The sequence below is a fragment of the Streptomyces sp. NPDC059875 genome (genome assembly GCF_042731085.1).
GTDB lineage: Bacteria > Actinomycetota > Actinomycetes > Streptomycetales > Streptomycetaceae > Streptomyces.
In genome coordinates this window covers 315,293-338,237 of the sequence record NZ_JBHWJZ010000001.1, presented here as the reverse complement: position 1 = coordinate 338,237, position 22,945 = coordinate 315,293, and the positions used below count along the sequence as shown (strand labels likewise).

At 72.2% G+C, this 22,945-nt stretch carries 18 protein-coding genes; 9 read left to right on the top strand and 9 right to left on the bottom strand.

Features of this window, described 5'->3' with window-relative positions:
* Window positions 1-41 precede the first annotated feature (41 nt).
* The 3 genes from ACFV9D_RS01315 to ACFV9D_RS01305 are packed head-to-tail and all read left to right on the top strand — an operon-like array spanning window position 42 to window position 4,215.
* On the top strand, window positions 42-1,247 hold the full coding sequence (locus tag ACFV9D_RS01315; RefSeq protein WP_385139421.1) for a glycosyltransferase family 4 protein: 1,206 nt from the start codon (window positions 42-44) through the stop codon (window positions 1,245-1,247).
* A complete protein-coding gene (locus ACFV9D_RS01310; RefSeq protein WP_385139053.1) occupies window positions 1,244-2,974 on the top strand; it encodes a lipopolysaccharide biosynthesis protein in 1,731 nt (576 codons plus the stop codon). The genes ACFV9D_RS01315 and ACFV9D_RS01310 overlap by 4 nt, the downstream gene beginning before the upstream one ends.
* On the top strand, window positions 2,971-4,215 hold the full coding sequence (locus tag ACFV9D_RS01305; protein ID WP_385139051.1) for a hypothetical protein: 1,245 nt from the start codon (window positions 2,971-2,973) through the stop codon (window positions 4,213-4,215). Before ACFV9D_RS01310 ends, ACFV9D_RS01305 begins: the two co-directional genes overlap by 4 nt.
* On the opposite strand, the gene ACFV9D_RS01300 is transcribed toward ACFV9D_RS01305, so the two are convergent.
* Window positions 4,188-5,696, bottom strand: a complete 1,509-nt coding sequence (locus ACFV9D_RS01300) for a hypothetical protein (protein ID WP_385139049.1) — start codon at window positions 5,694-5,696, stop codon at window positions 4,188-4,190. The two genes, ACFV9D_RS01305 and ACFV9D_RS01300, sit on opposite strands and share 28 nt — an antisense overlap.
* 157 nt (window positions 5,697-5,853) lie before the next feature.
* Between ACFV9D_RS01300 and ACFV9D_RS01295 the strand changes: the two genes are divergently transcribed.
* Entirely contained in the window at window positions 5,854-6,390 is a 537-nt protein-coding gene (locus ACFV9D_RS01295; protein ID WP_385139046.1) for a WcaF family extracellular polysaccharide biosynthesis acetyltransferase, read from the top strand.
* A gap of 5 nt (window positions 6,391-6,395) precedes the next feature.
* Window positions 6,396-7,529 carry a glycosyltransferase gene (locus tag ACFV9D_RS01290; protein WP_385139418.1) on the top strand — a complete coding sequence of 378 codons (1,134 nt, stop codon included), beginning with the start codon at window positions 6,396-6,398 and terminating at the stop codon, window positions 7,527-7,529.
* Here ACFV9D_RS01290 and ACFV9D_RS01285 read toward each other — a convergent pair.
* From ACFV9D_RS01285 to gmd, 3 genes are all read right to left on the bottom strand, one after another.
* Window positions 7,508-8,188: a hypothetical protein gene (locus ACFV9D_RS01285; protein ID WP_385139043.1), complete on the bottom strand. Its 681-nt coding sequence runs from the start codon at window positions 8,186-8,188 to the stop codon at window positions 7,508-7,510. The two genes, ACFV9D_RS01290 and ACFV9D_RS01285, sit on opposite strands and share 22 nt — an antisense overlap.
* Window positions 8,189-8,269: 81 nt before the next feature.
* Window positions 8,270-10,990 carry a LamG-like jellyroll fold domain-containing protein gene (locus tag ACFV9D_RS01280; protein ID WP_385139040.1) on the bottom strand — a complete coding sequence of 907 codons (2,721 nt, stop codon included), beginning with the start codon at window positions 10,988-10,990 and terminating at the stop codon, window positions 8,270-8,272.
* Window positions 10,991-11,212: 222 nt separating this feature from the next.
* Window positions 11,213-12,226, bottom strand: a complete 1,014-nt coding sequence (gene gmd, locus ACFV9D_RS01275) for a GDP-mannose 4,6-dehydratase (protein ID WP_385139037.1) — start codon at window positions 12,224-12,226, stop codon at window positions 11,213-11,215.
* Window positions 12,227-12,351: 125 nt separating this feature from the next.
* Between gmd and ACFV9D_RS01270 the strand changes: the two genes are divergently transcribed.
* Window positions 12,352-13,317 (top strand): GDP-L-fucose synthase family protein, encoded by a 966-nt coding sequence (locus tag ACFV9D_RS01270; RefSeq protein WP_385139034.1) that lies wholly within the window; start codon window positions 12,352-12,354, stop codon window positions 13,315-13,317.
* Between the two features lie 18 nt (window positions 13,318-13,335).
* Here ACFV9D_RS01270 and ACFV9D_RS01265 read toward each other — a convergent pair whose 3' ends face one another.
* Entirely contained in the window at window positions 13,336-14,811 is a 1,476-nt protein-coding gene (locus tag ACFV9D_RS01265; protein ID WP_385139031.1) for a sugar transferase, read from the bottom strand.
* Window positions 14,812-15,403: 592 nt separating this feature from the next.
* On the opposite strand from ACFV9D_RS01265, the gene ACFV9D_RS01260 reads away from it, so the two are divergent.
* Window positions 15,404-16,927: a glycoside hydrolase family 71 protein gene (locus ACFV9D_RS01260; protein WP_385139028.1), complete on the top strand. Its 1,524-nt coding sequence runs from the start codon at window positions 15,404-15,406 to the stop codon at window positions 16,925-16,927.
* A gap of 10 nt (window positions 16,928-16,937) precedes the next feature.
* Here the strand turns inward: ACFV9D_RS01260 and ACFV9D_RS01255 are convergent, their stop codons facing one another.
* Window positions 16,938-18,956 (bottom strand): sigma-70 family RNA polymerase sigma factor, encoded by a 2,019-nt coding sequence (locus tag ACFV9D_RS01255; RefSeq protein WP_385139025.1) that lies wholly within the window; start codon window positions 18,954-18,956, stop codon window positions 16,938-16,940.
* Between the two features lie 229 nt (window positions 18,957-19,185).
* On the opposite strand from ACFV9D_RS01255, the gene ACFV9D_RS01250 reads away from it, so the two are divergent.
* Window positions 19,186-19,659, top strand: coding sequence for a hypothetical protein (locus ACFV9D_RS01250; protein ID WP_385139022.1), 474 nt, complete (start codon window positions 19,186-19,188; stop codon window positions 19,657-19,659).
* A gap of 5 nt (window positions 19,660-19,664) precedes the next feature.
* Here the strand turns inward: ACFV9D_RS01250 and ACFV9D_RS01245 are convergent, their stop codons facing one another.
* The 3 genes from ACFV9D_RS01245 to ACFV9D_RS01235 form a co-directional block, all read right to left on the bottom strand.
* Window positions 19,665-20,087: a DUF350 domain-containing protein gene (locus tag ACFV9D_RS01245; RefSeq protein ID WP_385139020.1), complete on the bottom strand. Its 423-nt coding sequence runs from the start codon at window positions 20,085-20,087 to the stop codon at window positions 19,665-19,667.
* A gap of 118 nt (window positions 20,088-20,205) precedes the next feature.
* Window positions 20,206-20,817 (bottom strand): HdeD family acid-resistance protein, encoded by a 612-nt coding sequence (locus ACFV9D_RS01240; RefSeq protein WP_385139017.1) that lies wholly within the window; start codon window positions 20,815-20,817, stop codon window positions 20,206-20,208.
* Complete coding sequence (locus tag ACFV9D_RS01235) at window positions 20,814-22,211, bottom strand: dipeptidase (RefSeq protein ID WP_385139014.1); 1,398 nt, start codon at window positions 22,209-22,211, stop codon at window positions 20,814-20,816. The genes ACFV9D_RS01240 and ACFV9D_RS01235 overlap by 4 nt, the downstream gene beginning before the upstream one ends.
* A gap of 175 nt (window positions 22,212-22,386) precedes the next feature.
* Between ACFV9D_RS01235 and ACFV9D_RS01230 the strand changes: the two genes are divergently transcribed.
* Window positions 22,387-22,941, top strand: a complete 555-nt coding sequence (locus tag ACFV9D_RS01230; RefSeq protein ID WP_385139011.1) for a DoxX family membrane protein — start codon at window positions 22,387-22,389, stop codon at window positions 22,939-22,941.
* Window positions 22,942-22,945 lie beyond the last annotated feature (4 nt).

Here is a 22,945-nt window from a genome sequence, read left to right as displayed (position 1 = left end):
ACAGCGGTGGGGGTACGCCGGTCATACGACGGCGCATGTTGATGGTGTCCACCAACTACGCGCCGGAGCACGCCGGGATCGGTCCCTACGCCACGCAGATAGCCGAGCACTGGGCGGCGTGCGGCCACGAGACCCACGTACTCGCCGGGATGCCGCACTACCCCTCCTGGTCGGTGGACCCGGCGTACGCGGGGGCCTGGCGCCGTACCGAGGAGCGCGCCGGAGTCGTCGTGTACCGCAGGCGCCACACCGTCCCACCCCGCCAAACCGCCCTGAAACGTGCCATGTTCGAGGCAACCGTCCTCGCCCACGGTCTGCTCGCACCGCCCTCCATGGCCCGGCCCGACGCGGTCCTCGCCCAGATGCCCAGCCTCGCCGGCGGCATCATCGGCGCCCGCCTCGCGGCCCGTTGGCGCGTTCCGTACGTTCCCGTCGTCCAGGACCTGATGGGCGCCGCGGCCGCGCAGAGCGGTATCCGCGGCGGCGACCGGGCCGCCGCGCTCGCCGCCCGGGCGGAGACGTACGCCCTGACGAGGGCCGCGCTCGTCGGCGTCATCCACGAGACCTTCGTGGACAAGGTCGCGGCCATGGGAGTCGACCCGGGACGCATCAGGCTCGTCCCCAACTGGTCGCACGTGGCGGTCCCTTCGGCGCCCCGCGCCGAGACCCGCCGGCGGCTGGGCTGGGGCGACGGCGAGACGGTCGTCCTGCACTCCGGGAACATGGGCCTCAAGCAGGGGCTCGAGGTGCTCGTGGAGGCGGCCCGGCGCGACCCGAAGATCCGTGTCGTGCTCCTCGGAGACGGCAACCAGCGTGCCCACCTCGAGGAGTTGGGCTCCGGAATTCCCAACCTGGACTTCATGGCACCGGTCGGCGACGACGAGTTCCCCGACACCCTCGCCGCGGCGGACGTCCTCGCCGTCACCCAGCGGGCATCCGTCCTCGACATGAGCGTGCCGTCCAAGCTGACCTCGTACTTCGCGGCCGGACGCCCCGTCGTCGCCTCCGTGGCCGCCGAGGGCGGCACCGCCCTCGAGGTGTTGCGCTCCGGTGCCGGCGTGCTCGTACCGCCGGAGGATCCCGACGCACTCCTGGCCGAGATCCGTAGACTCGGCGACGATCCGGCGGCCGCCGAAGCGCTCGGCGCCCAGGGGCCCCGTCATGTCGAGGCCCATCTGACCCGGGCGGCCGGACTGGCCCGGATCGACGCACTGATCGACGAGGCTCTGGGGGGTCCGAGCACGTGACACACACGCACGTCACCGCGGTCGAGGACGACGAACCGGAGCTGCTGCGCGACCAGTTCCGCCAGCTCCTGCGCTACCGCGCGATCATCGGCGCCGGCATCGGGATCGGCCTCCTCGGCGGCGTCTGGTTCGGCCTGTCCAACGCCGACACCTATGTCGCCACCAGCCAGGTAGTGCTCCGCGCCCCCGTCAACGACCCCTTCAACCCGAGCATTTCGCAGGACAAGACCCTCAACATGGGGTCCGAACGGCAGACCGCCCTCAGCAGCAGCGTCGTCGAGCAGGCCGCCAAGAAGCTCGGCTGGACCGGCACGATCGGCAAGCTGCAGAAGGACCTCCAGGTCACCAACCCGCCCCAGAGCCAGGTGCTCCAGTTCACCTACACCGCCGACTCGCCGCAGGCCGCGGCCGACCGGGCGAACGCGGTCACCAAGGCCTACCTCGACCTGCGCAAGAAGCAGTGGACCGATCTGCGGGCCACGATGCTCGAAGGCCAGCAGAGGCAGCTCGACGAGGTCGCCAAGAAGCACGACCAGAAGGCCAAGGAACTCGACCGGATGCCCGACGGGGCGGCCCGCGACGCCGAGTACGGCGTCAAGACCAACCTGCTCAACCGGATCAACGAACTCGACGCGCGGATCAGCCAGCTCAAGTCGCTCGACATGTCGCCCGGCACCGTCATCCGTACCGCCACCGCCCCCGGATTCTCCGACGGCCCCGGTCTCCCCATGAGTCTCGGACTCGGCGCCCTCGTCGGCGTGGCGCTGGGCCTGCTCGCCGCCTGGGTCCGGCTCGTCTTCGACCCCGCGCCGCGCTCCGCCGGCGACGTCGCCCGCGCCGTGCGCGCCCCCGTCCTCGGCACCCTCCCGCGCGGGGCGACCGACGTCCTGCTCGCCGACGACCACACGGACGCCCGGGTCGCCGAGGAGTACCGCTCCGTCGCCTTCCGGCTCGCCTACGACCAGCGCTTCGCCGACCGCCGACGGCTCCTCGTCGTCGCCCCGCGCGGCTCCAACGACGCCTCCGTCGCCGTCGCCTCGCACCTCGCCGCCTCCTTCGCCGAGACCGGCAAGGACGTCCTGCTCATCGAGGCCGACCTGCGCAACCCCACGCTCGCCGGACGACTGCGCGCCCACGCGGCGGCCGCACCCCGGTGGAGCAACCCGGTGGAAAGCGACGAGAACGGCTGGCCCAGCAGGCGCCAACTCTCCGTCGACGCGGGCGAGTCCGGCTCCTTCGGCCTGGTGCCGGGCGAGCGGGTGCGCAACGTGGCCCGAGCGCTGACCGCCCCCAGAGTCTCCCGGCTCATCGCCGAAGCCGACTCGCCCAACTCGACCGTCGTCGTCCTCGCGCCGCCCGTCCTCAACTACGCGGACGCGCTCGCCCTCGTCGACCGCGTCGACGGCGTCCTCATCGTCTGCGACCCGCGCGGCGTCCACCGTACGGACCTCCAGCGCATCCGCGAGCTCATAGCGGGCGCCGGCGGCACGGTCCTGGGCGCCGTCGTCCACACCGCGGGCGGTCGGCGCCGCGCCGCCAAGCAGTCGGGCGGCCGGCGGGGCGGGGGCGCGCGGGGCAGGCAGCAGGCCCCCGCGTCCGCCGGGGGCGAGGAGTTCGCCGTCGAGCCCGAGCAGGTGATCCTGGGCGACGGCTCCGACACCGTCACCCTGCGCTCGCTGCGCGCCGAGGACCTGCGCGCCGGTGACATCCGCGCGGGCGACCGTTGAGACGTGCCGTCACCGTCGCCGCCTCGGTCCTGGACCAGGCGGCGGCCAGTCTCACGAACATCGCCGTCCTCGTGATCGCGGCGCGGGCGTCCACCGCGGACGGCTTCGCGGCCTTCTCGATGGTCTACATCGCCTTCACCGTGCTGCTCGGCCTCAGCGCGGCGTACGTCGGACAGAGCGTCGTCCTGGAGAAGGGCGAGGAGCACGAGGTCGGCGCGGCCGCCCGGTCCGCCGTCACCTTCACCGCCGCCGCCTCGGCGGCCGCCGCGGCCCCGCTGCTCGCCGCCGGCGCCGTCCTCGGCGGCGCCACCGGTACCGCGCTGCTCGCCCTGGGCGCCGTCCTGCCCGTCGTCCTCGTCCAGGACGGGCTGCGGTACGCCTTCTCCGCGCTGCGGCAGCCGCACCGGGCGCTCGCCGCCGACACCCTCCGGCTCGCCTCCGCCGTACCGGCCCTCCTGCTCCAGCCGCACGGCTCCTCACCGGCCCGCCTCGTCCTCGTCTGGGGCCTGTCGGCGCTGCCCGCCGTACTCCTCGGACTCGTGCTGCTCCGGCCGTTCGTGCGGAACCGGCCGGGCGATCCTCGCCGCTTCCTGCGCAAGGACCACCTCGGCCGGCGCTTCGCGATCGAGTTCGCCGTCGGCAACGGCTCCAGCCAGCTCGCCGTCCTCGCGCTCGGACTCCTCGCGAGCCCGCTGCTCGTCGGCGCGCTGCGTGGCGCGACCACCCTCTTCGGCCCGCTCAACACGCTCTTCACCTCGGTCAACGCCTTCGGCCCTCCCCTGCTCGGCAGGGCCGGTTCCCGCCGCGCGACGGTACGGGCCGCCGTCGGGCTCGCCGCCGTCCTCGCCCTCGTCGCGATCGGCTGGGCCGCAGTCCTGTACGCCCTGCCGGACCGCGTCGGACGTCAACTCCTCGGCGCCACCTGGCAGTCCGCCGCCGAGCTGCTGCCCGCCACGGGCAGCCAGTACGCGGTGATGGCGGCGGGAACCTGCGCTCTGGTGACCCTGCGCGTTCTCCGGCCGCGCGCCACGCTCTCCGTACAGGTGGTCTTCTCGCTGCTCTCGGTCGCCCTGATGCTCGGTGGCGGCTACGTCCTCGGCGGGGCCGTCGGCGTCGCCTGGGGTCTGGCCGCCGGCTCCGCGCTGAAGGCCGTCGCCGCGTGGATCCGCGTGTCCCGGACCCGCCCCGAGCCCACCACCCCGCGGCAGGACGGTCAGCGCAGCGCCGCTCCCTTGTCCTGACGCCAGGTGGTGACCAGGGCGACGCAGATCAACGCGATCGCCACCCGGCCCGATGCCTGGAGCAGCGGACCGCGCAGCAGGATGAAGGAGTAGCCCGCGACGAGCGGCACCACCAGGGAGATCAGACTGCCCGGGGGCGCCCGCCGCGTGCCCCGACGGGCGAACCGCCCGTCCACCCGCGCGGCCGCATAGCCCATCCCCATCATCCCGGCGCCCATGCCCACGGCCCCGAAGTCGATCCAGAGCTCGGCCCAGACGGGGGAGGAGAGATTGGTGTTCACCGTCCCCATCCACTGGCCCACCATCACGCCCGTGTCGCGCGGCTTGCCCGGCCACACCGAGCGGGGCACCGCGAAGAGCACGGACCCGGCCAGCTGACGGCCGTAGCGGTGTCTGCTGCCCGAGTTCACCAGCGTGATGGTGTTGGCGAACATGCCGACCTGGTCGTAGTCCTTGAGCGCCAGCGGCTCCAGGACCGACGTCGTCTCGACCGGACGGTAGTTCTTCTCGTCGTACCGGAAGCGGTCGGAGAACGGGAAGACGATCAGCGCCATCACCACCCCCAGACTCAGCGCCGACCGGTACATCGCGGCGCTCACCGGGAACACGGTGAACAACAGCGAGAACATCACCGTGAGGAACCAGTACCGGGGATTCGAAATCGGGTTGTTCACCACGCAGTTGAGCAGCACGAGACCCAGGAAGACCGCGATCACCATGGGGCGCCGCCGGGCCCGTCGCGAGGTGACCAGCCAGCGGCAGTACACCAGGAGCGCGAAGAGCGCGGGGACCGTGCCGAAGCCGCGCAGGAACGCCTGCCCGGCCTGCGAGTCGGCCTGCGAGACGCCCGCCTCCTCGATACCGGCGATGATCTCCTGACGGCTGGAGAAGAACACCGCAGGACCGCCGAGCTTGACGACGAACAGACCGCTGCACGCGAAGGCGAGCAGCACCAGCAGATACAGCCGCCGCCGGTGCACCAGCGCCGGGCGCTCCTCGCCCCGCCCCGAGCCCCCCGGCCGGCCGCGGGCGAGCAGCGACCCCAGGTCGAACGCGGCGCAGCCGACCAGGACCAGGGCCACCGCCGTCGTCAGATCGGAGCGCGGGCCCACCACCGGTGTCGGCACGCGGCCCAGCACGGCCTGCGCGAGCGGCGCCACGCCCATCGCCATGTAGACGAAGAGCCAGAACGAGCCCTGCAGCAGCTTGCGTCGACGGGTGAGGATCATCGCCGAGAGCCGGGCCCCGGCGTACATGGTCAACGCGATCTGGAGGTAGTACGCGGCGTCGTGGACCCCGGCGCCCGGCTGGATCGCGACCAGGAGCGGCAGGAACACCGTGAAGCCCAGCACCAGCGGGATCGACAGGGCCCGCGAGAGCAGCGTCCGTGGGGACACCGGAGGGGCGAGGAGCAGGGGCGCGGCGGGCGCCGCGGGCCCGGGGGAGCGTGGTTCCGCCGTACCGCGCACATCGGTCGTCATCCCGCCCCCTGGAATCCCCGGAGTTCCGGCCCCCGGCACTCATGCGCCACCCCGGAACGTCACTTCGCGGCAGTCTACCGACGCCCCCCTGTCACCTCGTGTCAACCGTTAGTCTGAACGCCTCGGTGCCTGGGGAGGCGCCGTTGGGGGTGAACTCATGCGGAATCTCCCGGCCTTCACGCTGGCCGGTTACGACAAGGGCCGCGGCAAGCTCGTGCAGGCTCTCTGGTTCGCGGTGATGAACACGGTCTTCATGGCGTGGTTCTGCCCGGCCCGGCTTCGGGTCGCGCTGCTGCGGGCCTTCGGCGCGACCATAGGCGACGGCGTGCTCATACGGCACCGGGTCAGGATCCTGTGGCCGTGGAAGCTGACCGTCGGCGACCACACCTGGATCGGCGAGGGGGCCTGGCTGCTCAACCTGGAGCCCGTCACCCTCGGCGCGCACGTCTGCGTCTCCCAGGAGGCGCTGCTGTGCACGGGCAGCCATGACCACCGGGCCGCCGACTTCCGCTACCGCAACGCCCCGATCACCGTCGAGGACGGTGCCTGGGTCGCGGCCCGCGCCACCGTTCTCGCGGGGGTCACCGTCGGCCGTCACGCGATCGTCGCCGCCGGCACGACACTGCACAAGGACCTTCCCGAGCTCACTCTGCACACGGCCGAGGGCCGCCGCCCTGTCCCGGTGCCCGCGTGAGCGGCCTGCGCGTCCTGCACGCGGTCACCCTGCACAGCCCCACTCACGCCTTCGGCGGTCCGGTCAGAGTCGCGGTCAACCTCTGCCGCGGACTGGCCGAACGAGGCCACCAGGCACGCCTGGTGGCCCTCGGCGACGGATTCGGCGAGCGGCTTCCGACCGAGGTCGACGGCGTGCCCGCCCGCCTCTACCGGGCCCGCTCGATCCTCCCGCTCGGCTTCAGCGGCATCACCTCACCCGCTCTGCTCGCCGGGGCCGGGACGCTGGTCGGGGACGCGGACGTGGTCCATGTCCACCTCGCCCGGGACCTGGTGACCCTGCCCGTGGCACTGGCCGCGCTCCGGGCCGGCCGGCCGCTCGTGCTCCAGACGCACGGCATGGTCGACCCCAGTGAGAAGCTCCTGGCCAAGGTGCTCGACGCGGTCGCCGTCCGGCGCGTGCTGCGGGGCGCCTCCGCCGTCCTCCACCTGACGGGCCGCGAGCGCAAGGACCTGGACGCCGTGGTCGGCGGTCCGCTCTCCCGAGCGGTACGGCTCGTCAACGGCGTACCCGCACAGGATCCGCGCCCGGCGCCGGCCGGTCCGCCCCGCATCCTGTACGCGGCCCGGCTGCAGTCCCGTAAACGCCCCACGGACTTCGTCGCGGCCGTCCCGGAGATCCTGCGCCACCACCCCGACGCCACGTTCGTCCTCGCCGGACCGGACGAGGGCGAGCGGGCCGCCGTGGACGCGCTCGTCGCCGAGCTGGGCGTCGGTGACCGGGTGGACCGGCCGGGACCGCTGTCCGCCGAGCGGATGCTCGAGCAACTGCGCCGGGCGCACGTCTACGTCCTGCCGTCGGTCGACGAGCCGTTCCCCATGTCCGTACTGGAGTCGCTGTCGGTCGGCACGCCGGCCGTCGTCACCGCCTCCAACGGTCTCGCCCGCGACATCGAGGAGGCCGGCGCGGGACGTGTGATCACGGACGCAGCGGGCCTCGCGCCGGCCGTCATCGGGCTGCTCGACCGCCACGCGAACGACAGCGCCTCCGTGGCGGCCCGCAAGCTGGCCACGGAGGCGTTCTCGATGGAGGCCGTCCTCGACACCCTGCTCGGGGTGTACGAGTCCGTCCGCGAGGGTCAGGCCGGCAGCCAGGCGTAGCAGGCCGAGGAGACGAACTCCGCCGTCCCCGCGGGGACGGCGGCCCTCACGGGCCCCTCGGCACCGAGCGCCGGACCCGAGGCGAGCACCTTCCCGTCGCTGCCCAGCGCCCGCCAGGTGCACGACGGGGCGGTGGTGAGCGCACGGTACGTGCCCGGCTTCGGCTGCTTGGTCGTGCCGTCGGGGAACCCGGTCCGGGCCGTGGCGAGCAGCGGCTTCTGTGCGGGGCACAGATGGTTCACGGCGGCCTCGGCGTCCGGGATGTCTCCGGCGACGAGGGCCCCCACCGCCGCGTCCTTGTCGCGTTTGGCGGTGCGCTCCAGACGCTGGCAGGACTCCTCGCCGGTCTGGAGCACGGCGGCCGGGTCCGTGTCCTTCGGCACCCGTCCGCTCAGGTACTGCTTCTGTTCCTTGGTGAACGAGCCGGTGACCGGCGTGAGTTCGGCGTCGGGGACGACAGGTCCCCTCGTCGGGGAGGGCGTGGGGCCGGTCGGCTCCGCCTCTGCCTGCCGGTCGGGCACGGCCGCCGAGCGTGTGGGTGCGGCGGCCTTCGGCGCACCGTCGGAGCCCTCGCTCCCCGAGGAGCAGGCGGCGAGGGTGAGCAGGGCCGTCAGCACGGCCGCCGCGGCTGCCGGGCGGCGGTGAAGAGGACGACGCATGAGGGAACTCCCGTGGTACGTCGGATGCGGGGCCCGGCAGGCCGGGCCCCGCATCCTGGGATGGACGGTTCAGCGCACCGGCTACGGGGCGCCGAAGGTCAGCACCAGCTGCGGAGTGCCCTCCGCGGCCGTCGCCTCGGACGACCAGAGCCACAGCGGGTCGGTCCCGGTGCTGGTCAGCGCGACGCTGTACGAGCTGCCGAGCGCCGCCGTGATCGCCGAGGTGTCCAGCGCGGCCGAGTAGATCGCCGAGCCGTCGGTGGCACCGCTGAGCGTCCCGATCGGAGCGCCGGCGAGCGCCGGACGGTTGGTGTACGTCAGGCCGGTCTCGGTCCACGCGCCGGTGACCGGCACGACGGACTGGCTGTCCGCCGAACCCGCGCCCGCCATCGTGGTGGTCTTCACCGCGAGCCGGGCGCTCTTGAGGACGGTGCCCGCGGGGGCGGCCGGCAGCGTGAACCGCAGGTACGACTCGTACGCCGCCGTACCGCGCACGGCCAGCGAGCTGGACGTGCCGTAATTGGTGCCGGGGGCACCGGCGTTGGCGTACGTGTCCTCCGACGCGGTGACCGTGGTGACCGAGTCGGCCGGAGCGGAGGCCAGGCTGTGGTGCTTGGCGACCTGCGCGGCGGTCAGCGCCGTCGGGTAGACGGCCGCCTCGTCGAGCTGGCCGGCGAAGAAGGTGCTCGTCGGACGCAGCGGCCAGCCCGAGAGGTTGTCCGCGCCGACGTGCCAGTAGCCGGGGTACTGCTGGTTGGTGGTGACGGTGTTGGAGGCCAGCAGCTTGCCGTCGACGTACAGCTTCATGCCGTCAGGACCCTGCGTGCCCACCGCGTGGTGCCAGGCACCGTTGTTGTACGAGCCCAGCGACGTCAGGGTCCGGGTCGAGCCGGTGTAGACGCCGAACACCACGTTGCCGGTGTTCGTCATGTAGAGGTGCTTGTCGTAACTACCACTGTTCCGCGTCGTGTTGTTGCCGAAGCCGATCAGCTTGCCACCACGGGTCGTGGTCGTCTTGAACCAGGTCTCGATGGTGAAGGCTCCCGTGACCGCCTGGCGGCGGTCGCTGTGGGCCTGCTCGTCCGTGCCGTTGAGCGCGACGGCGGTGGACGCACCGCTGACCGAGCCCGGCGTCTGGCGCAGGGCGGGCGCGTTGACGTACAGACCGCTGTTGTTCCCGTCGGAGGAGTCGGCGGCGTACGGCGTGGTGGACTCGTCGAAGCGCCAGTACAGCCCGGCGCCGTCGGCGATCACCTGGGAGGCGTACGGCTCCGGCGAGGTCGGGACCGTCACCGTGGACGTCGCGGAGAGGGCGCTGGTGTTGCCGTCCGCGTCGCCGGCCGTCACCCGGTAGGTGTAGGTCTGGCCCGGGGTCACGGAGGTGTCCTTGAACGAGACCTGCGGGCGCGACCAGTGCAGCGAGTCGCCCTGGACGGTCGCGAGCGGGGTCGCGGAGCCGTTGCGGTAGACCTTGTACGTCAGCTTCGAGTCGTCCAGGTCGAGGCTGGAGCGCCAGCGGACCTGCACCGCGTTCGGGGTGACCGCCGCGGCGCTCACGACCGGGACGGTCGGCGCGCCGGTGTCGGGTCCGGAGGCGAAGCGGGTGAGACCCTGCGCCGGGGCGCCGTTGGTGGTGGTGAACTCGCCGCCCACCCACAGGTACTTGGTCGTTCCGGTGCCCGAGATGGTGAAGGCGCGCGGGCCGATGCCCTCGCCGATACCGTCGTTGGTGTCCGGGAACCAGCCGAGCTTGCCGGTCGACGTCGTCGGCTGGGCCAGCAGGTGGTAGCGGCGGCCGTCGGGGAACTCGCCGACGCTGGAGCAGTCGTGGGCGTGCGAGGCGCTGTACAGCACGCCCTCGTAGGAGCGGACCGCCTGGGTGGCGCCGAGGCAGGTGTCGCGCCAGCGCTGCTCGAAGTCGGAGAGGTTCAGGGCGATACGGCCGTCGAAGACGCCGCCGCCCGTGCCCTCGTTGCCGGTGTAGAAGCCCGTCGCGTCCGTCTCGATGTCCTTGACGACGGAGTTCTGCGGGATCCAGCCGTTGGGGTACGCCTTGGTCACGGCGCCGCTCGTGGCGTTCACCACGGCGAGCGCGTGCGAGTTGGCCCCGTTGACGGTGAAGAAGTCGCCGCCGAGCAGGACGTGCTGGCCGTCCGGGGTGACCTCGATGGCCCGGCCGGGCTCGTCCGCGTCGGCGGTGAACGGCAGCAGGGCGCCGGCGGTGGTGACGGCGGCGAACCGCTGGCGCGTCTGTCCCTCCACCGTGCCGAAGTCGCCGGCCGCGTAGACGGTGGTGTCGGTGACGGCGAGCGCCCGCACGGTGGCGGGGAAGCTCGGGGTGAAGGCCGCCTTCGGCGTGCAGGTGGCGATGTCGATCGCGGCGAGGCTGGAGACCGGCGTGCCGTTGACGGCGCCGAAGTAACCCCCCGCGTACAGCGTCTTCTTGTCCGGCGAGACCACCAGGGCCCGCACGGTCGCCGTGCCGCTGCCGACGGTGAAGGAGAGGGTGCAGTCGGTGGGCGCGCCCGTCGCCGCGTCCAGCGCCGCGAAGTTGACGGCCCCCTTCGGAGTGCCGGTGCCGCCTTCGGGCGGGCGCACCTCGGAGAAGGTGCCGCCCACGAAGACGGTGTCGTTCGCCTCGGCCAGCGCCCAGACGATGCCGTTGGTCTGCCAGGTCGGCAGATCGTCCGCGGTGAAGGCCACCGGCGGCGTCAGGGCCGCGGCCGTCGGGGCCAGAGAGCCCCCGGCTCCGGCTGCGACGGTGAGGACGAGGGCAGCAGTGAGCCCCCAGGATCTACGCATGTTCCCCCCCAGGCGTGATAGCCCAGTCAATGTGGCGAGAAGTGGTGCAACTGCCATGTGATGAATGCGAACTGTACGACGAAGTGACAAGCGGGAAAGCTTATTTGGCCAATCCGGTATCTCCCGCGTCTCTGCGTCACACGGGAGCGGGCCCCTACGTCACGCGGGCGCGGCCGCCCCGGCGTGACGCCCCGGGACGGCCGCGCGCGTAAAGGCCGCAGGTCAGCGGTCGATACGCACCGTGGCGCCGGCCAACTGGTCCTCGACGAGCCGGACATCGGCGTCGACCATGATCCGCGCCAGCTCCTCCACCTGAACCGAGGGCTTCCAGCCAAGCAGCTCCCGCGCCTTGCTCGCGTCGCCGATCAGGGCGTCGACCTCGCTGGGGCGCTCGTACTTGGGGTCGTAACGGACGTACTCCGCCCAGTCGAGCCCCGCGTGCGAGAAGGCCGTCTCCACGAACTGCCGTACGGTCGCCGGGACTCCGGTCGCCACCACGTAGTCGGTCGGCTCCTCGCGCTGGAGCATCCGCCACATCGCGTCGACGTACTCGGGGGCGTACCCCCAGTCGCGTACGGCGTCGAGGTTGCCGAGGTACAGCCGGTCCTGCAGCCCGGCCTTGATCCGGGCCACGGCCCGGGTCACCTTGCGGGTCACGAAGGTCTCGCCCCTGCGTGGCGACTCGTGGTTGAACAGGATGCCGTTCACGGCGAACATGTCGTACGCCTCACGGTAGTTGACCGTGGTCCAGTAGGCGAAGACCTTGGCGGCGCCGTACGGGCTGCGCGGGTGGAACGGCGTCTGCTCGTTCTGCGGCGGCGGTGTGGCGCCGAACATCTCGGAGGAGGACGCCTGGTAGATCCGGGTCTCGACCCCGCTCGCCCGGATCGCCTCCAGGAGCCGCAGGGCGCCCAGCCCCGTCACGTCGCCCGTGTACATCGGGGCGTCGAAGGAGACCCGCACATGCGACTGCGCGCCGAGGTTGTAGACCTCGTCGGGGCGGATGTCGCGGAGCAGGTTCACCAGCGCCACGCCGTCCGAGAGATCCGCGTGGTGCAGCACGAACGAGCGGTTCGCCTGCTGCGGATCCTGGTAGACGTGGTCGATCCGCTCGGTGTTGAAGCTGGACGAGCGACGGACGAGGCCGTGCACCGTGTAGCCCTTCGACAGCAGTAGTTCGGCCAGGTACGAGCCGTCCTGCCCCGTGACGCCGGTGATGAGTGCGGTCTTGCTCATGCGTGGTGCCCCTCCCGAACGGTCCGGCCCCCAGCCGGTCCGTATCTTGCGGATATATTGTGATTCGGGCAGAAAACCCGGATCTGGTGTACTGCGGTCCCTCCCGGCCTGGCATGATCCGGGCCATGACTGAATCGACGACCGTCCCGGCGGAAGCCCCGTCGTATCTGCCCGAGCGGGCCCGGATATTCGTCGCGGGACACCGCGGCCTCGTCGGCTCCGCGATCGCCCGCAGGCTGACCGCGGACGGGCACGAAGTGATCACCCGGACCCGCGCCGAGCTCGATCTGCGCGACGCGGCACGGACCGCGGCCTTCCTCGCCGAGACCCGCCCCGACGCCGTCGTGCTCGCCGCCGCGAAAGTGGGCGGCATCATGGCGAACAGCACCTACCCCGTGCAGTTCCTGGAGGAGAACCTCCAGATCCAGCTCGCGGTCGTCGCCGGTGCGCACGTCGCAGGGGTGGAGCGCCTGCTCTTCCTCGGGTCCTCCTGCATCTACCCGAGGCTCGCGCCCCAGCCGATCCCCGAGGACGCCCTCCTCACCGGCCCGCTGGAGCCCACCAACGAGGCCTACGCACTGGCCAAGATCGCCGGAATCGTGCAGGTCCAGTCGTACCGGAAGCAGTACGGCGCCGCCTACGTCTCCGCGATGCCCACGAACCTCTACGGGCCCGGCGACAACTTCGACCTGGAGACCTCGCACGTCCTGCCGGCGCTGATCCGCCGCTTCCACGAGGCCCGTGAGGAGGGTCGCGAGGAGATCGTGCTCTGGGGCTCCGGGACTCCCCGCCGGGAATTCCTGCACGTCGACGACCTGGCCGCCGCCTGCGCCGTACTGCTGCGGAGCTACGACGGCGACGAGCCGGTCAACATCGGCTGCGGCGAGGACCTCACCATTCGCGAACTCGCCGAGACCGTCGCCGAGGTGACGGGATATCAGGGCAGGATCGCCTGGGACACGAGCAAGCCCGACGGAACGCCGCGCAAGCTCCTCGACGTGTCCCGGCTGACCGGACTCGGCTGGAAGCCCGCCGTCGCGCTGCCCGACGGCATCGCCGCCACCTACGCCTGGTGGCGGGAACAGAACTGACGTCATGCGGCCGGCCCGTCAGTACGCTCCGCGACCGTCGACGACGGCGCGGAACGTACGGGCCATGACATCGACATCGCTGGTGAACGACCAGTTGTCCACGTAATGCAGATCGAGCTCCACCGTCTCGTCCCACGACAGGTCGGAGCGGCCGCTGATCTGCCACAGCCCGGTCATCCCGGGCCGTACGGCCAGCCGGCGCAGCTCCACGTCCCCGTACCGCGCCACTTCCTCCGGCAGCGGCGGGCGAGGCCCGACCAGGGACATGGAACCGAGAAACACATTGATCAGCTGCGGTAGTTCGTCCAGCGAGGTGCGGCGCAGCAGCCGTCCCACCCGGGTCACCCGGGGATCGCGGCGCATCTTGAACATCAGCCCGTCGTGCTCGTTGGCCTGCGACAGCTCCGCCTTGCGGGCATCGGCGTCGAGGAACATCGTGCGGAACTTCCACATCACGAACGGGTTCCGCCCCTGCCCGATCCGCACCTGCTTGTAGAACACCGGCCCGGGCGAGGTGAGCCGCACGGCGGCGCCGATCGCGAGGAACACCGGTGACAGGGCGAGCAGGCCCAAGGTCGCTCCGGCGCGGTCCATCACGGACTTCAGGACCTGCTGCACACCCCCGCGCAGCGGTGGCGCGACCCGGACCAGCGCCATGCCGGCGGCCGACGTGGTCTCCAGGCGCTTCACGGCGAACTCCACCAGGCCGGGAGCCAGGGCGAGTTCGGTGCCGGCGTCGTGCAGCCCCCAGGAGAGACGCCGCAGCCGTTCGCCCGCCATCCGGGGGCCGGCCGCGACGAGGACGACATCCGCCTCCAGCTCACGGGCGGCCGCCAGGACGGGTGTGGTGTCCCCATCGGCCGCCTCCGGCATCAGGACGCCGAGCCGGGCGGCCACGGGCGCGCCGGTGCCGACCGGGTCCTCCCCGATCGCGACGACTCCGACCACCACGTACGGGTGCTCGGTGCGTCCGGCGAGGTGCTCGGCGACATCGCCGGCGGCTGTGGGCTCGCCGAGGACGAGCACCCGGGTGACGACCTGGGCCTCGCGGCGGGCCGCCACCAGGTGATGCCACGTCAGTTTCGAGCAGGTCAGGGTGAGTACGGGTGAGGGCACGAGCGCCGCGAGGCAGAGCAGCGCCGGATGGTGCAGATCCGCGGCGGCGCGCAGCACGGCGAGTACCCCGAGGAGGATCAGCCAGTCGTGCAGGACGGGCAGACTGCCCCGCGACTCGCCGAGTTCCCGCCGCGCGTACCGTCTTCGGAGCGCGCGGACCCCGGCCCACGTCAACGCCGCGACCAGGGCGCTGAGGTAGGCGTACGGCTGACGCTCGACACCCAGGATCAGTGCCGTGGGCAGCCCCACGCCGAGGATGTCGACGGTCAGCGCGACGATCGGGTACCAGCGCGCCTTGGCGCGTGGATGCGGCGGAGTCGCCGTCGAACCGGATTTCGTTCCGGCAGAGTTGGTCTCAGTGGTGCGGGCATGCCACATGTACCCCCCAGGCACGTGTCAGCGTGCGACACCCCGTTCGTCGACCCCCTGATCGAAGAACAAGCGTCGCAACGCCGGAACAGTACGACAAACACCCGCACGTCCGCTGCTGTTCACGCGAACGACCTCAGAAGGTGACGACGTATTCATCCCGTGGCATCGGGGCCGGTGTGGACACGGCGGGACGCATGATACGTCCGTGCGAAGGGAGTTGGTGCACGTGAAGCCGTGGGCGATGGGGCGGGAGCGTGCACGAGGGGCGGCGAGGTCGGCGTGGGGGAGGGTGCCACGGCTGTGGCCGAAAGCACACCCCCGCGGTCGCCGAGTGAGCCCGAAACGCGGCCAGTTGGGCGCTCCCGCTGCCGCAGGAAATTCCCACGTGCTGAGGGTCGCGATGCGGAACGCCGCCGTGTCCCACTGCGTCGCCGGTCACCGCACCGACCTTCCCGGAAGCGGTACGCGGTGGGTCTCCGCGGCCCGTTCGCCACGCGCCCGACGGTGGTTGTTCCGCTGCCCGCGATCGGTTCTACTACAGCCAACCCGCACGCCCGCGGCAGCCCCGATCCACCTACGCACGACCGTGAGGAAGCCCATGGCGGACAAGCCCCCAGCCCGGACCCATCGGGCACCGGGCCGCCGTCGGCTGCTCCCGGGACTCGCGCTGGGCGTGTTGCTGCTCGGCACCTGGGCCGGCATCGGTACGGCCGACGTGCTCCGCGCCGACGCCCCGGCGGAGCCGGCCGCGGCGCCCCCGCCGGCGTACAGCACCGCCCTCCCCTTCGACCTTCCTCCGACCCGTGAACTGCGCCGCTCGGGCAAGCTCGTCTTCGCCCACTACTTCACGCCGTATCCGCTGTCCCTGGACAACGAGCCCGCGGATCGCGACTACTACAGCCGCAACTACCTGACCCCGGACGGCGAGAAGGGCAAGCACCGCGCGTACGGAGGGCTGCTGCGCGACCGTCCGCTGCCCGCCGCGCCCGAGACCGGGAACTGGGAACTGGCCCATCTGCGCCAGGAGATCCGCACCGCGCGGGACGCCGGGCTCGACGGCTTCACGCTCGACCTGCTCTCCGAGAGCGGACGCAACCGGGACCGCGCCGAACTGCTGCTGCGGGCCGCCCACGAGGAGGACCCCGGCTTCCGGATCCAGCTCATGCCCGACATGACCTCGCTGAGCACCACCCCCGCCTCCCTCGCCGACACGCTCGCGGGGCTGGCCCGCCATCCCGCGGCCCACCGCCTGCCCGACGGCCGGCTCGTCGTCTCCCCCTTCAAGGCCGAGGAGCAGGACCCCGACTGGTGGCGGGCGATGATGCGCGAGCTGGAGACCCGGCACGGCATCCGCACGGCCCTCGTCCCCCTCTTCCTCGACTTCACCCCGGAACGCGAGCGGTACGCGGCCATCAGCCACGGCTTCTCCGAGTGGGGCGCCCGCAGCGCCAACCGGCAGGACGGCGCCGACGCCGACCGCGCCCACCGGCTCGGCAAGATCTGGATGCAGCCGGTCTCCGTCCAGGACGCCCGCCCCAACCAGGGTGTCTACGACGAGGCGGGCAACACCGAGACCCTGCGGGCGAGTTGGGGAGCCGCCATCACCTCCGGCGCCGACTGGGTCCAGCTCACCACCTGGAACGACTACTCCGAAGGCACCCACTTCGCGCCCTCGGTGCACAACGGCTATGCCTACCTGGACCTCTCCTCCTACTACCTGACCCGGTTCAAGACCGGCGCCTGGCCGAGGATCGTCCGCGACACGCTCTATCTGACCTCACGCGTCCAGTTCGTCGACGACACCCCGCCCGCCTCGCGCCAACCGCGGGTGATAGAGCCCCGCAAGGGCACGGCCACGCCCCGGGACACCGTGGAGGTGCTCTCCTTCCTCACCGCACCCGCCCAGGTGCGTACGACGACCGGCTCCACCGACGGCAGCCATCAGGCGCCTGCCGGGGTGTACGCGCGTCTCCTGCCGCTGCGCACCGGGCACAGCTCCGCGACCGCCGTACGGGCCGGGAAGACCACGACGACGGTCACGAGCCGCCACCCGGTGCGGCGGCCCGTCGACAAGCAGGACCTGCAGTACTACGCGGTGACGAGCGGCCGCAGCCAGCGCTGAGGCCCCGTCGTCAGCGCGCGCCGAAGACCTGGGTCCAGTAGGGGCCGCCCTCGTTATGGATGCCGATCCCGATCTCCTTGAAGGAGCAGTTGAGGATGTTCGCGCGGTGGCCCGGGCTGTTCATCCAGGACTCCATCACCTGTTCCGCGCTGCTCTGCCCCATGGCGATGTTCTCGCCGTACGTCGACCAGGGGTACCCGGTGGCCGTGACGCGCTCGCCGGGGCCCTTGCCGTCGGGGTTGGTGTGGTCGAAGAAGTCCCGCGCGGCCATGTCGTCGGAGTGCCCTTGCGCCGCCCTGGTCAGCTGCGAGTTCGCCGTCAGCGGGCCACAACCCGCCTTGGCACGCTCGGCGTTGACCAGACTGATCACCTGGTCGGCGGTGGATTCCGAGCCGGATCCGCCCTGCGAGCCCGAGCCCGAGCCCGTGTCCGAGCCGGAGCCGGCGGTGGGCTTCGGCTTGGGCGCGGGCGACGAGGTACGGGGGGCGGCCGTCTTCGACGGCGTTGCCTTCACGGTCCGGCTCGGACGGGCGGACGGGGTCGCGGTGGCACTGGCCGATGTCGACGCCGAGGGGGAGGGCGTCACCAGGAGGGTGGTCGGCTTCTGCGCGAGGGGCGTGTCCGGACCGGGAGCCGCGGCGCGGTTCGCCTCCAGCGCCTCACCGTCCCCGTCGGGTCCGGTGCTCAGGTAGAAGGAGCCGCCGGTGACCGCCACCACAGCCATGCCGGCGGCGACGACGGCCCTGCGGCGACCGCGCCGCCGTTCCTGCTCCCTCCGCCGCCGGGCACTGCGCGAGCTGCGGGGGCCCGCCCCGACGGGGCTGACGGTGCTCTGGGTCCCGTACGGCGTGACGGGTTCGTTCTGTGGTGCGTCCGGTTGGTACGCGGCCATCGGCTCGGCCGGCTCGCCCTGCCAGTCCTGCCAGTCCTGCCGGTCCGTCCCGTACGGTGCCGGGCTCTCGTACGGTGCCTGCGTCGGTATGCCGTACGGCGCGGTCGTCTCGTGCGGGGTGGGTGTCCCGTACGGTGACCCGTCGTACGGCGTCGGTATGGAGTACGACCCCGCCGTCTCGTACAGACCCGGCGTCTCATACGGCCCCTGCGCCCCGTACGCGCCCGGCGCCTCGTAGGTTCCCGTCGCCTCGTACGGCGCCGAAGCCCCGTAGGCGGTGTCGTAGCCGTACGGCTGCGCTGCCGGGAACGCGGCGGTCGCCGCGGTCGCCGCCGTGAGGCCGAAGCCGGCGCCTCCCTGGACGGCGGCGAGGAGCAGCGCCGACGGGGGCACCAGGAGCAGGCCGGCCAGCAGACCCTCGGCGGGGACCAGGTTGCTCCAGAGGCCGGCGCAGTGCGCGCAGCCGCGGGCGTGCCGGGCTATGCGCTTGCGCCACAGAGCGGAGGGGCGGCCGTCCCACGTGCCCAGCTCGGACCGGAGGGTGGGGCAGAGCGGGTTCTCCGCCAGGGCCCGTACGACGACGCGGGCTGTGTCGAGCTGGGCCTTCATCCGCTGCACCCGGACCGCGGTGTGCTGCGTGGACAGCTCAAGGGCCGCCGCCACCTCGTAGCGGGTCAGCTCACCGGCGCACTCCAGCCACCACAGCGACAGCAGCGCGCTGTCGTCCGGCTCCATCCAGCGGGTCGCCTCGGCGGTCTCGCGCCGCTGCCCGGACAGGTGCAGCTTGACGACGGCCAGGTCCACGAAATCCGCGCCGGGGTGAGCAAGGTCACGGGCATCGTCGAGGACGCTCGTGTGGAGACCGGACTGCTGCTTGTGCCAGTGGCTGCGGATCCCGTTCATGGCGATCGCCACCAGCCAGGACCGGAAACTGTCCGGGGCGCGCAGGCTTCCGAGCCCGTCGAGCGCCCGCAGCATCGTCTCCTGCACGACGTCGTCGACGTCGTGGTGGCCGTTCATGGCCCGGCCCACGATGTTGTACACCAGGGGCAGATAGGCGGCGATGAGCTGGTCCTGCGCCCACAGGTCCCCGCTCTGCGCAGCCCTCACCAGCTCCGTACCGTGCTGTGTATCCATGCCCTGATTCACTCTGCCTGTCCCGCCTGTCGTCGATGCCCGGCAGCTGGGAGACCGCAGGGCATCCCCCGGATAACAGGAAACGCCGAAAATTCTGCGGCACGTCTTCGATGCGGGCTCGAGCCTGCTGACCGAGCGGCCGAGACGATACCCGCCCGAAGCCCGGGAGCCTACGCCCGACCCCGGTTGCGGCGGGCGGTTGTCAGAGGCGGGCCCTACGGTTTCGGGCATGACGACGCGACGGGGGACCTTCGAGGCGGCCACGGGGGACGGGCCGCCGCTGCCGGAGGGAGAGGCGGAGCAGCGGTCCCGGGAGGTGCGGGCGGCTTTTGAAGGGCTGCTCCAGATCAGGCGGCTGGCCAACCGGCAGGTCGGCGGTGACCCGGGTGAGGTGCCCGCGGAGTGGGAGCGAAGACAGCCGGTCCGGGCGGTGTCCCTCGCCCTGGAGGCGGCACGGACGGCGCCCTCGGCGGTCGACGCCACCGGAGTCCGGGTTGCGACCGGCTACCGGGTCACGGCCGGCGAACGGCCCGGCACCGCCGTGGTGGAGTGGGTGGGGCCGCCCGGCGGTGGGGCCGCGGGGGAGGAGGAGTCCGCGCTCGCCGCCTGCGTGCCCGTCCTGGAGCGGCTCGGCTGGGAGGCGCTGCTGTACCGGGGGCCGCGCCGCAGGCGGTTCCTGGAGGTCGAGCCGATGGTTCGCTGACCGGCTCAGGCGATGGACGCGGAGACGATCGCGGAGACCGCTATGTTGCAGGAGGCCGTCACCCAGACCGCCGGGTGCGGCTGGGGGTCGACGAGGGTGGCGCCCAGCTTGCCGGGCGTGACCAGGTCCACGACCAGGAAGGCCACGGCCATCATCACGAGGCCCAGGAGGCCGAACGCGGCCGTGGAGGCGAGACCCTTGCCGAAGTCGTGGTAGGTCGTCCAGATCGAGGTGAAGACGATCCCGCCGATGCCGAGCAGGGCGGAGCTGAGCAGGGTCGCGGCGTTGCGGTTGCGCTCCTCCCAGATCTGCCGGCCCAGCTTCCCCGGCGTCAGCAGGTCCACCAGGACGATGCCGAGGATCAGCAGCACCACGCCGAGTGCGCCGTAGGCGGTGGCCCGGCCGAGGCCGTTGACGATGTCGCTCATGGGTTGCTGGCTCCGAGAAGAGAGGGATCGTGAATGATCGCGGTCAAGGACCGGCAAAATGTAGCGCATGCGTCGAGGGACCCGGCCGGGCGGCCGGGTCCCTCGAAGGTCGTACGGTTCAGATGCCCGGCGGCAGGTCCTTCGCCCGCGTCCGCACCATGAACGCGGTGGCGATCTCGACCACACCCACGACGAGCAGCCAGACGCCGGCGAGCACGGTCAGCACCGCGGCCGATTCGAGCGGCGACACGATGAGCACCACACCCGCCAGCGCGCTGACGATTCCGAGGAAGATCTGCCAACCACGGGCCGGCATGGCCGGGTCGGAGGTGGCCGCGACGGTCTGGGTGATCCCGCGGAAGAGCCAGCCGATGCCGATCCACAGCGCGAGCAGCAGAGTCGACTGCGTCTCGCCCTTGAAGCAGAACAGACCCAGCAGGATCGACAGGGCGCCGCTGATGAAGGCCATCACGCGCAGCGCCGTCGAGGCGTGCGTACCGAAGGCGGCGACCAGCTGCATCACGCCGCTGAACAGCAGATAGAGACCGAACAGCACGCCGGCGACGAACAGTGAGGCGCCCGGCCAGATGAGCACCAGGACGCCCAGGACCAGGGAGGCGATTCCGGCGACGAGCAGTGCCTGCCAGGCGACCCCGGCCAGCAGGCCGAGCGGCCCGGGCGGAACACCCCCATCCGGATCGGCGTCCGGGCGTTCATGTGTCTGCGTCATGGAACTCTCCAGTCCGGTCGGAGCGGGATCGCGTACGTGCTGAGGAAGAGCGCCTCCGTCAGCGCCATGTGCTCGATCTCGGACGGATCCACGCTCTCGTCGGGGGCGTGGATGAGACAGCCCGGCTCCTCCACGCCGATGAGGGCGATCTCCGCGTCCGGGAAGTGCCCGGCCAGCACATTGCAGAGCGGGATCGAACCGCCCTGCCCCGACTGGACCATGTCCCTGCCGTACGCCCGGCGCATCGCCGAGCCCAGGGCCCGATAGGCCGGTCCGGTGGTGCGGGCCCGGAACGGCTGCCCGGCGCTCCCCGCCTCCACCTCGACCCGGGCGCCCCACGGCGCGGCCGACGTCAGATGGTCCGTGAGCGCGCGCAGCGCCTCCTCCGCGTCCATGCCCGGCGGGACACGCAGGCTGACCCGGGCCCGTACCCTCGCCTGCACGGCGGCGGACGAACCCACCACAGGAGGACAGTCGATGCCGAGCACCGTGACGGCGGGCCGGGCCCACAACTCGTCGGCCACCGAGCCCGTGCCCAGGAGCGAGACGCCGTCCAGCGCGCCCACGTCGGTACGGAACTGCTCGACCGGGTAGTCCACGCCGTCCCAGACGCCCTCACCGTCCAGGCCCTTGATCGTGGTGTTGCCGTGCTCGTCGCGCAGGCTGTCGAGGATCCGCACGAGCGCGGCCAGCGCGTCGGGGGCGGGACCGCCGAACATCCCCGAGTGCATCTCGCCCTTGAGCGTGGAGACGGTGACGACGACGTCGGTCAGTCCGCGCAGCGAGGTCGTCGCGGTGGGCAATCCGAGCGCGAAGTTGCCGGTGTCGCATATCAACAGGCAGTCGGCGGCGAAGAGTTCGGGCCGCTGCGGCACCAACTGCTCCAGGCCGCCGGTGCCCTGCTCCTCGGAGCCCTCGGCGACGAACTTGAGCGAGACCGGGAACCCGCGCCCGTCGCCGCCGCCCAGGGCGCGCAGGGCGGTGAGATGCATGGCGATGTTGCCCTTGCAGTCGGCGGTGCCGCGTCCGTACCAGCGCCCGTCGCGCTCCGTCAGCTCGAAGGGCGGGGTGGTCCAGGCGGCGTCGTCGAGCGGCGGCTGGACGTCGTAGTGGCAGTAGAGCAGTACGGTCGGGGAGCCCTCCGGGCCCTGCGCGTGGCCGACGACCGCGTCGGTGCCGTCCGGGGTGGTGACGCGCCGCATGTCCTTCAGACCCGCCTCCGTGAAGGCGCGGACCAGGAAGTCGGCGGCCTTGGCGCACTCCTCGGGCGGGAACTGACGCGGGTCGGCGACCGATCGCATCGCCACCAGCTCGGTCAGGTCCTCCTTGGCCCGGGGCATCAGCTCCCGGATCCTCGCGCGGAGCGCGGCGGTCTCGGTGGACTCGGCGGACATGCGTACCCACTTCCTTGCGGCCAACCCCCGAGCGGCAGAAGCCCTCCCACTCAAGCAGGACCGGACAAACGCCGCAAAAGATGACCCGGGTGGAGCAGCAACGCTGCGGCCCCGGACCGCGCGGCGGTGAGAGTGGGAGGTGTCCGAACCATCGGCCTGTCCCGGGAGACCTCAGATGACCACCCTGAACCGACGCGACCTCGGACTCCTCGTGCTCCGGGTCGGCACCGGTGCCGTCCTCGCCGCGCACGGCACCCAGAAGCTCTTCGGCTGGTTCGGCGGCGGTGGCCTGGAGGCCACGGCACGCGGGATGGAGGCGATGGGCTTCTCCCCGCCCCGTGAGAGCGCGATCGCCGCGGGCCTCGGCGAGGCCGGCGGCGGCGCCCTGCTCGCCCTGGGCCTGGCCACCCCGGCGGCCGGCGCCGCCGCGGCCGGAGCCATGGCGGGCGCGGTCGCCGTCCATCTGCCCGCGGGCTTCTTCGCCGCTGCGGGCGGCTACGAGTACCCGGCCTTCCTCGGCTTCACCGCGGCCGCCATCGGCGTCGCGGGTGCCGGCCGCTACTCCCTCGACCACGCCACCGGACACGTCGTCGACCGCCCCTGGGTCGTCGCCACCGCCTTCCTCGCGAGCGCCCTGGCCGCGGCGGCCGTGGTCGGCCGCCGCGCCCAGTCCCAGAGCGACACCCCCGAGCCGAGCGACACCCCCGAGCCGTCCGAGGACGACGCGTAGCCCG

What these genes read in the sequence shown, in the direction of transcription:
- ACFV9D_RS01235 (WP_385139014.1), bottom strand. Translation starts at nt 22,211, where the DNA reads ATGTCCGCCGAGTCCACCGAGACCGCCGCGCTCCGCGCGAGGATCCGG.
- ACFV9D_RS01265 (WP_385139031.1), bottom strand. Translation starts at nt 14,811, where the DNA reads ATGTGGCATGCCCGCACCACTGAGACCAACTCTGCCGGAACGAAATCC.
- ACFV9D_RS01245 (WP_385139020.1), bottom strand. Translation starts at nt 20,087, where the DNA reads ATGAGCGACATCGTCAACGGCCTCGGCCGGGCCACCGCCTACGGCGCA.
- ACFV9D_RS01280 (WP_385139040.1), bottom strand. Translation starts at nt 10,990, where the DNA reads ATGCGTAGATCCTGGGGGCTCACTGCTGCCCTCGTCCTCACCGTCGCA.
- ACFV9D_RS01270 (WP_385139034.1), top strand. Translation starts at nt 12,352, where the DNA reads ATGACTGAATCGACGACCGTCCCGGCGGAAGCCCCGTCGTATCTGCCC.
- ACFV9D_RS01295 (WP_385139046.1), top strand. Translation starts at nt 5,854, where the DNA reads ATGCGGAATCTCCCGGCCTTCACGCTGGCCGGTTACGACAAGGGCCGC.
- ACFV9D_RS01315 (WP_385139421.1), top strand. Translation starts at nt 42, where the DNA reads ATGGTGTCCACCAACTACGCGCCGGAGCACGCCGGGATCGGTCCCTAC.
- ACFV9D_RS01285 (WP_385139043.1), bottom strand. Translation starts at nt 8,188, where the DNA reads ATGCGTCGTCCTCTTCACCGCCGCCCGGCAGCCGCGGCGGCCGTGCTG.
- ACFV9D_RS01240 (WP_385139017.1), bottom strand. Translation starts at nt 20,817, where the DNA reads ATGACGCAGACACATGAACGCCCGGACGCCGATCCGGATGGGGGTGTT.
- gmd (WP_385139037.1), bottom strand. Translation starts at nt 12,226, where the DNA reads ATGAGCAAGACCGCACTCATCACCGGCGTCACGGGGCAGGACGGCTCG.
- ACFV9D_RS01230 (WP_385139011.1), top strand. Translation starts at nt 22,387, where the DNA reads ATGACCACCCTGAACCGACGCGACCTCGGACTCCTCGTGCTCCGGGTC.
- ACFV9D_RS01250 (WP_385139022.1), top strand. Translation starts at nt 19,186, where the DNA reads ATGACGACGCGACGGGGGACCTTCGAGGCGGCCACGGGGGACGGGCCG.
- ACFV9D_RS01260 (WP_385139028.1), top strand. Translation starts at nt 15,404, where the DNA reads ATGGCGGACAAGCCCCCAGCCCGGACCCATCGGGCACCGGGCCGCCGT.
- ACFV9D_RS01255 (WP_385139025.1), bottom strand. Translation starts at nt 18,956, where the DNA reads ATGGATACACAGCACGGTACGGAGCTGGTGAGGGCTGCGCAGAGCGGG.
- ACFV9D_RS01300 (WP_385139049.1), bottom strand. Translation starts at nt 5,696, where the DNA reads ATGACGACCGATGTGCGCGGTACGGCGGAACCACGCTCCCCCGGGCCC.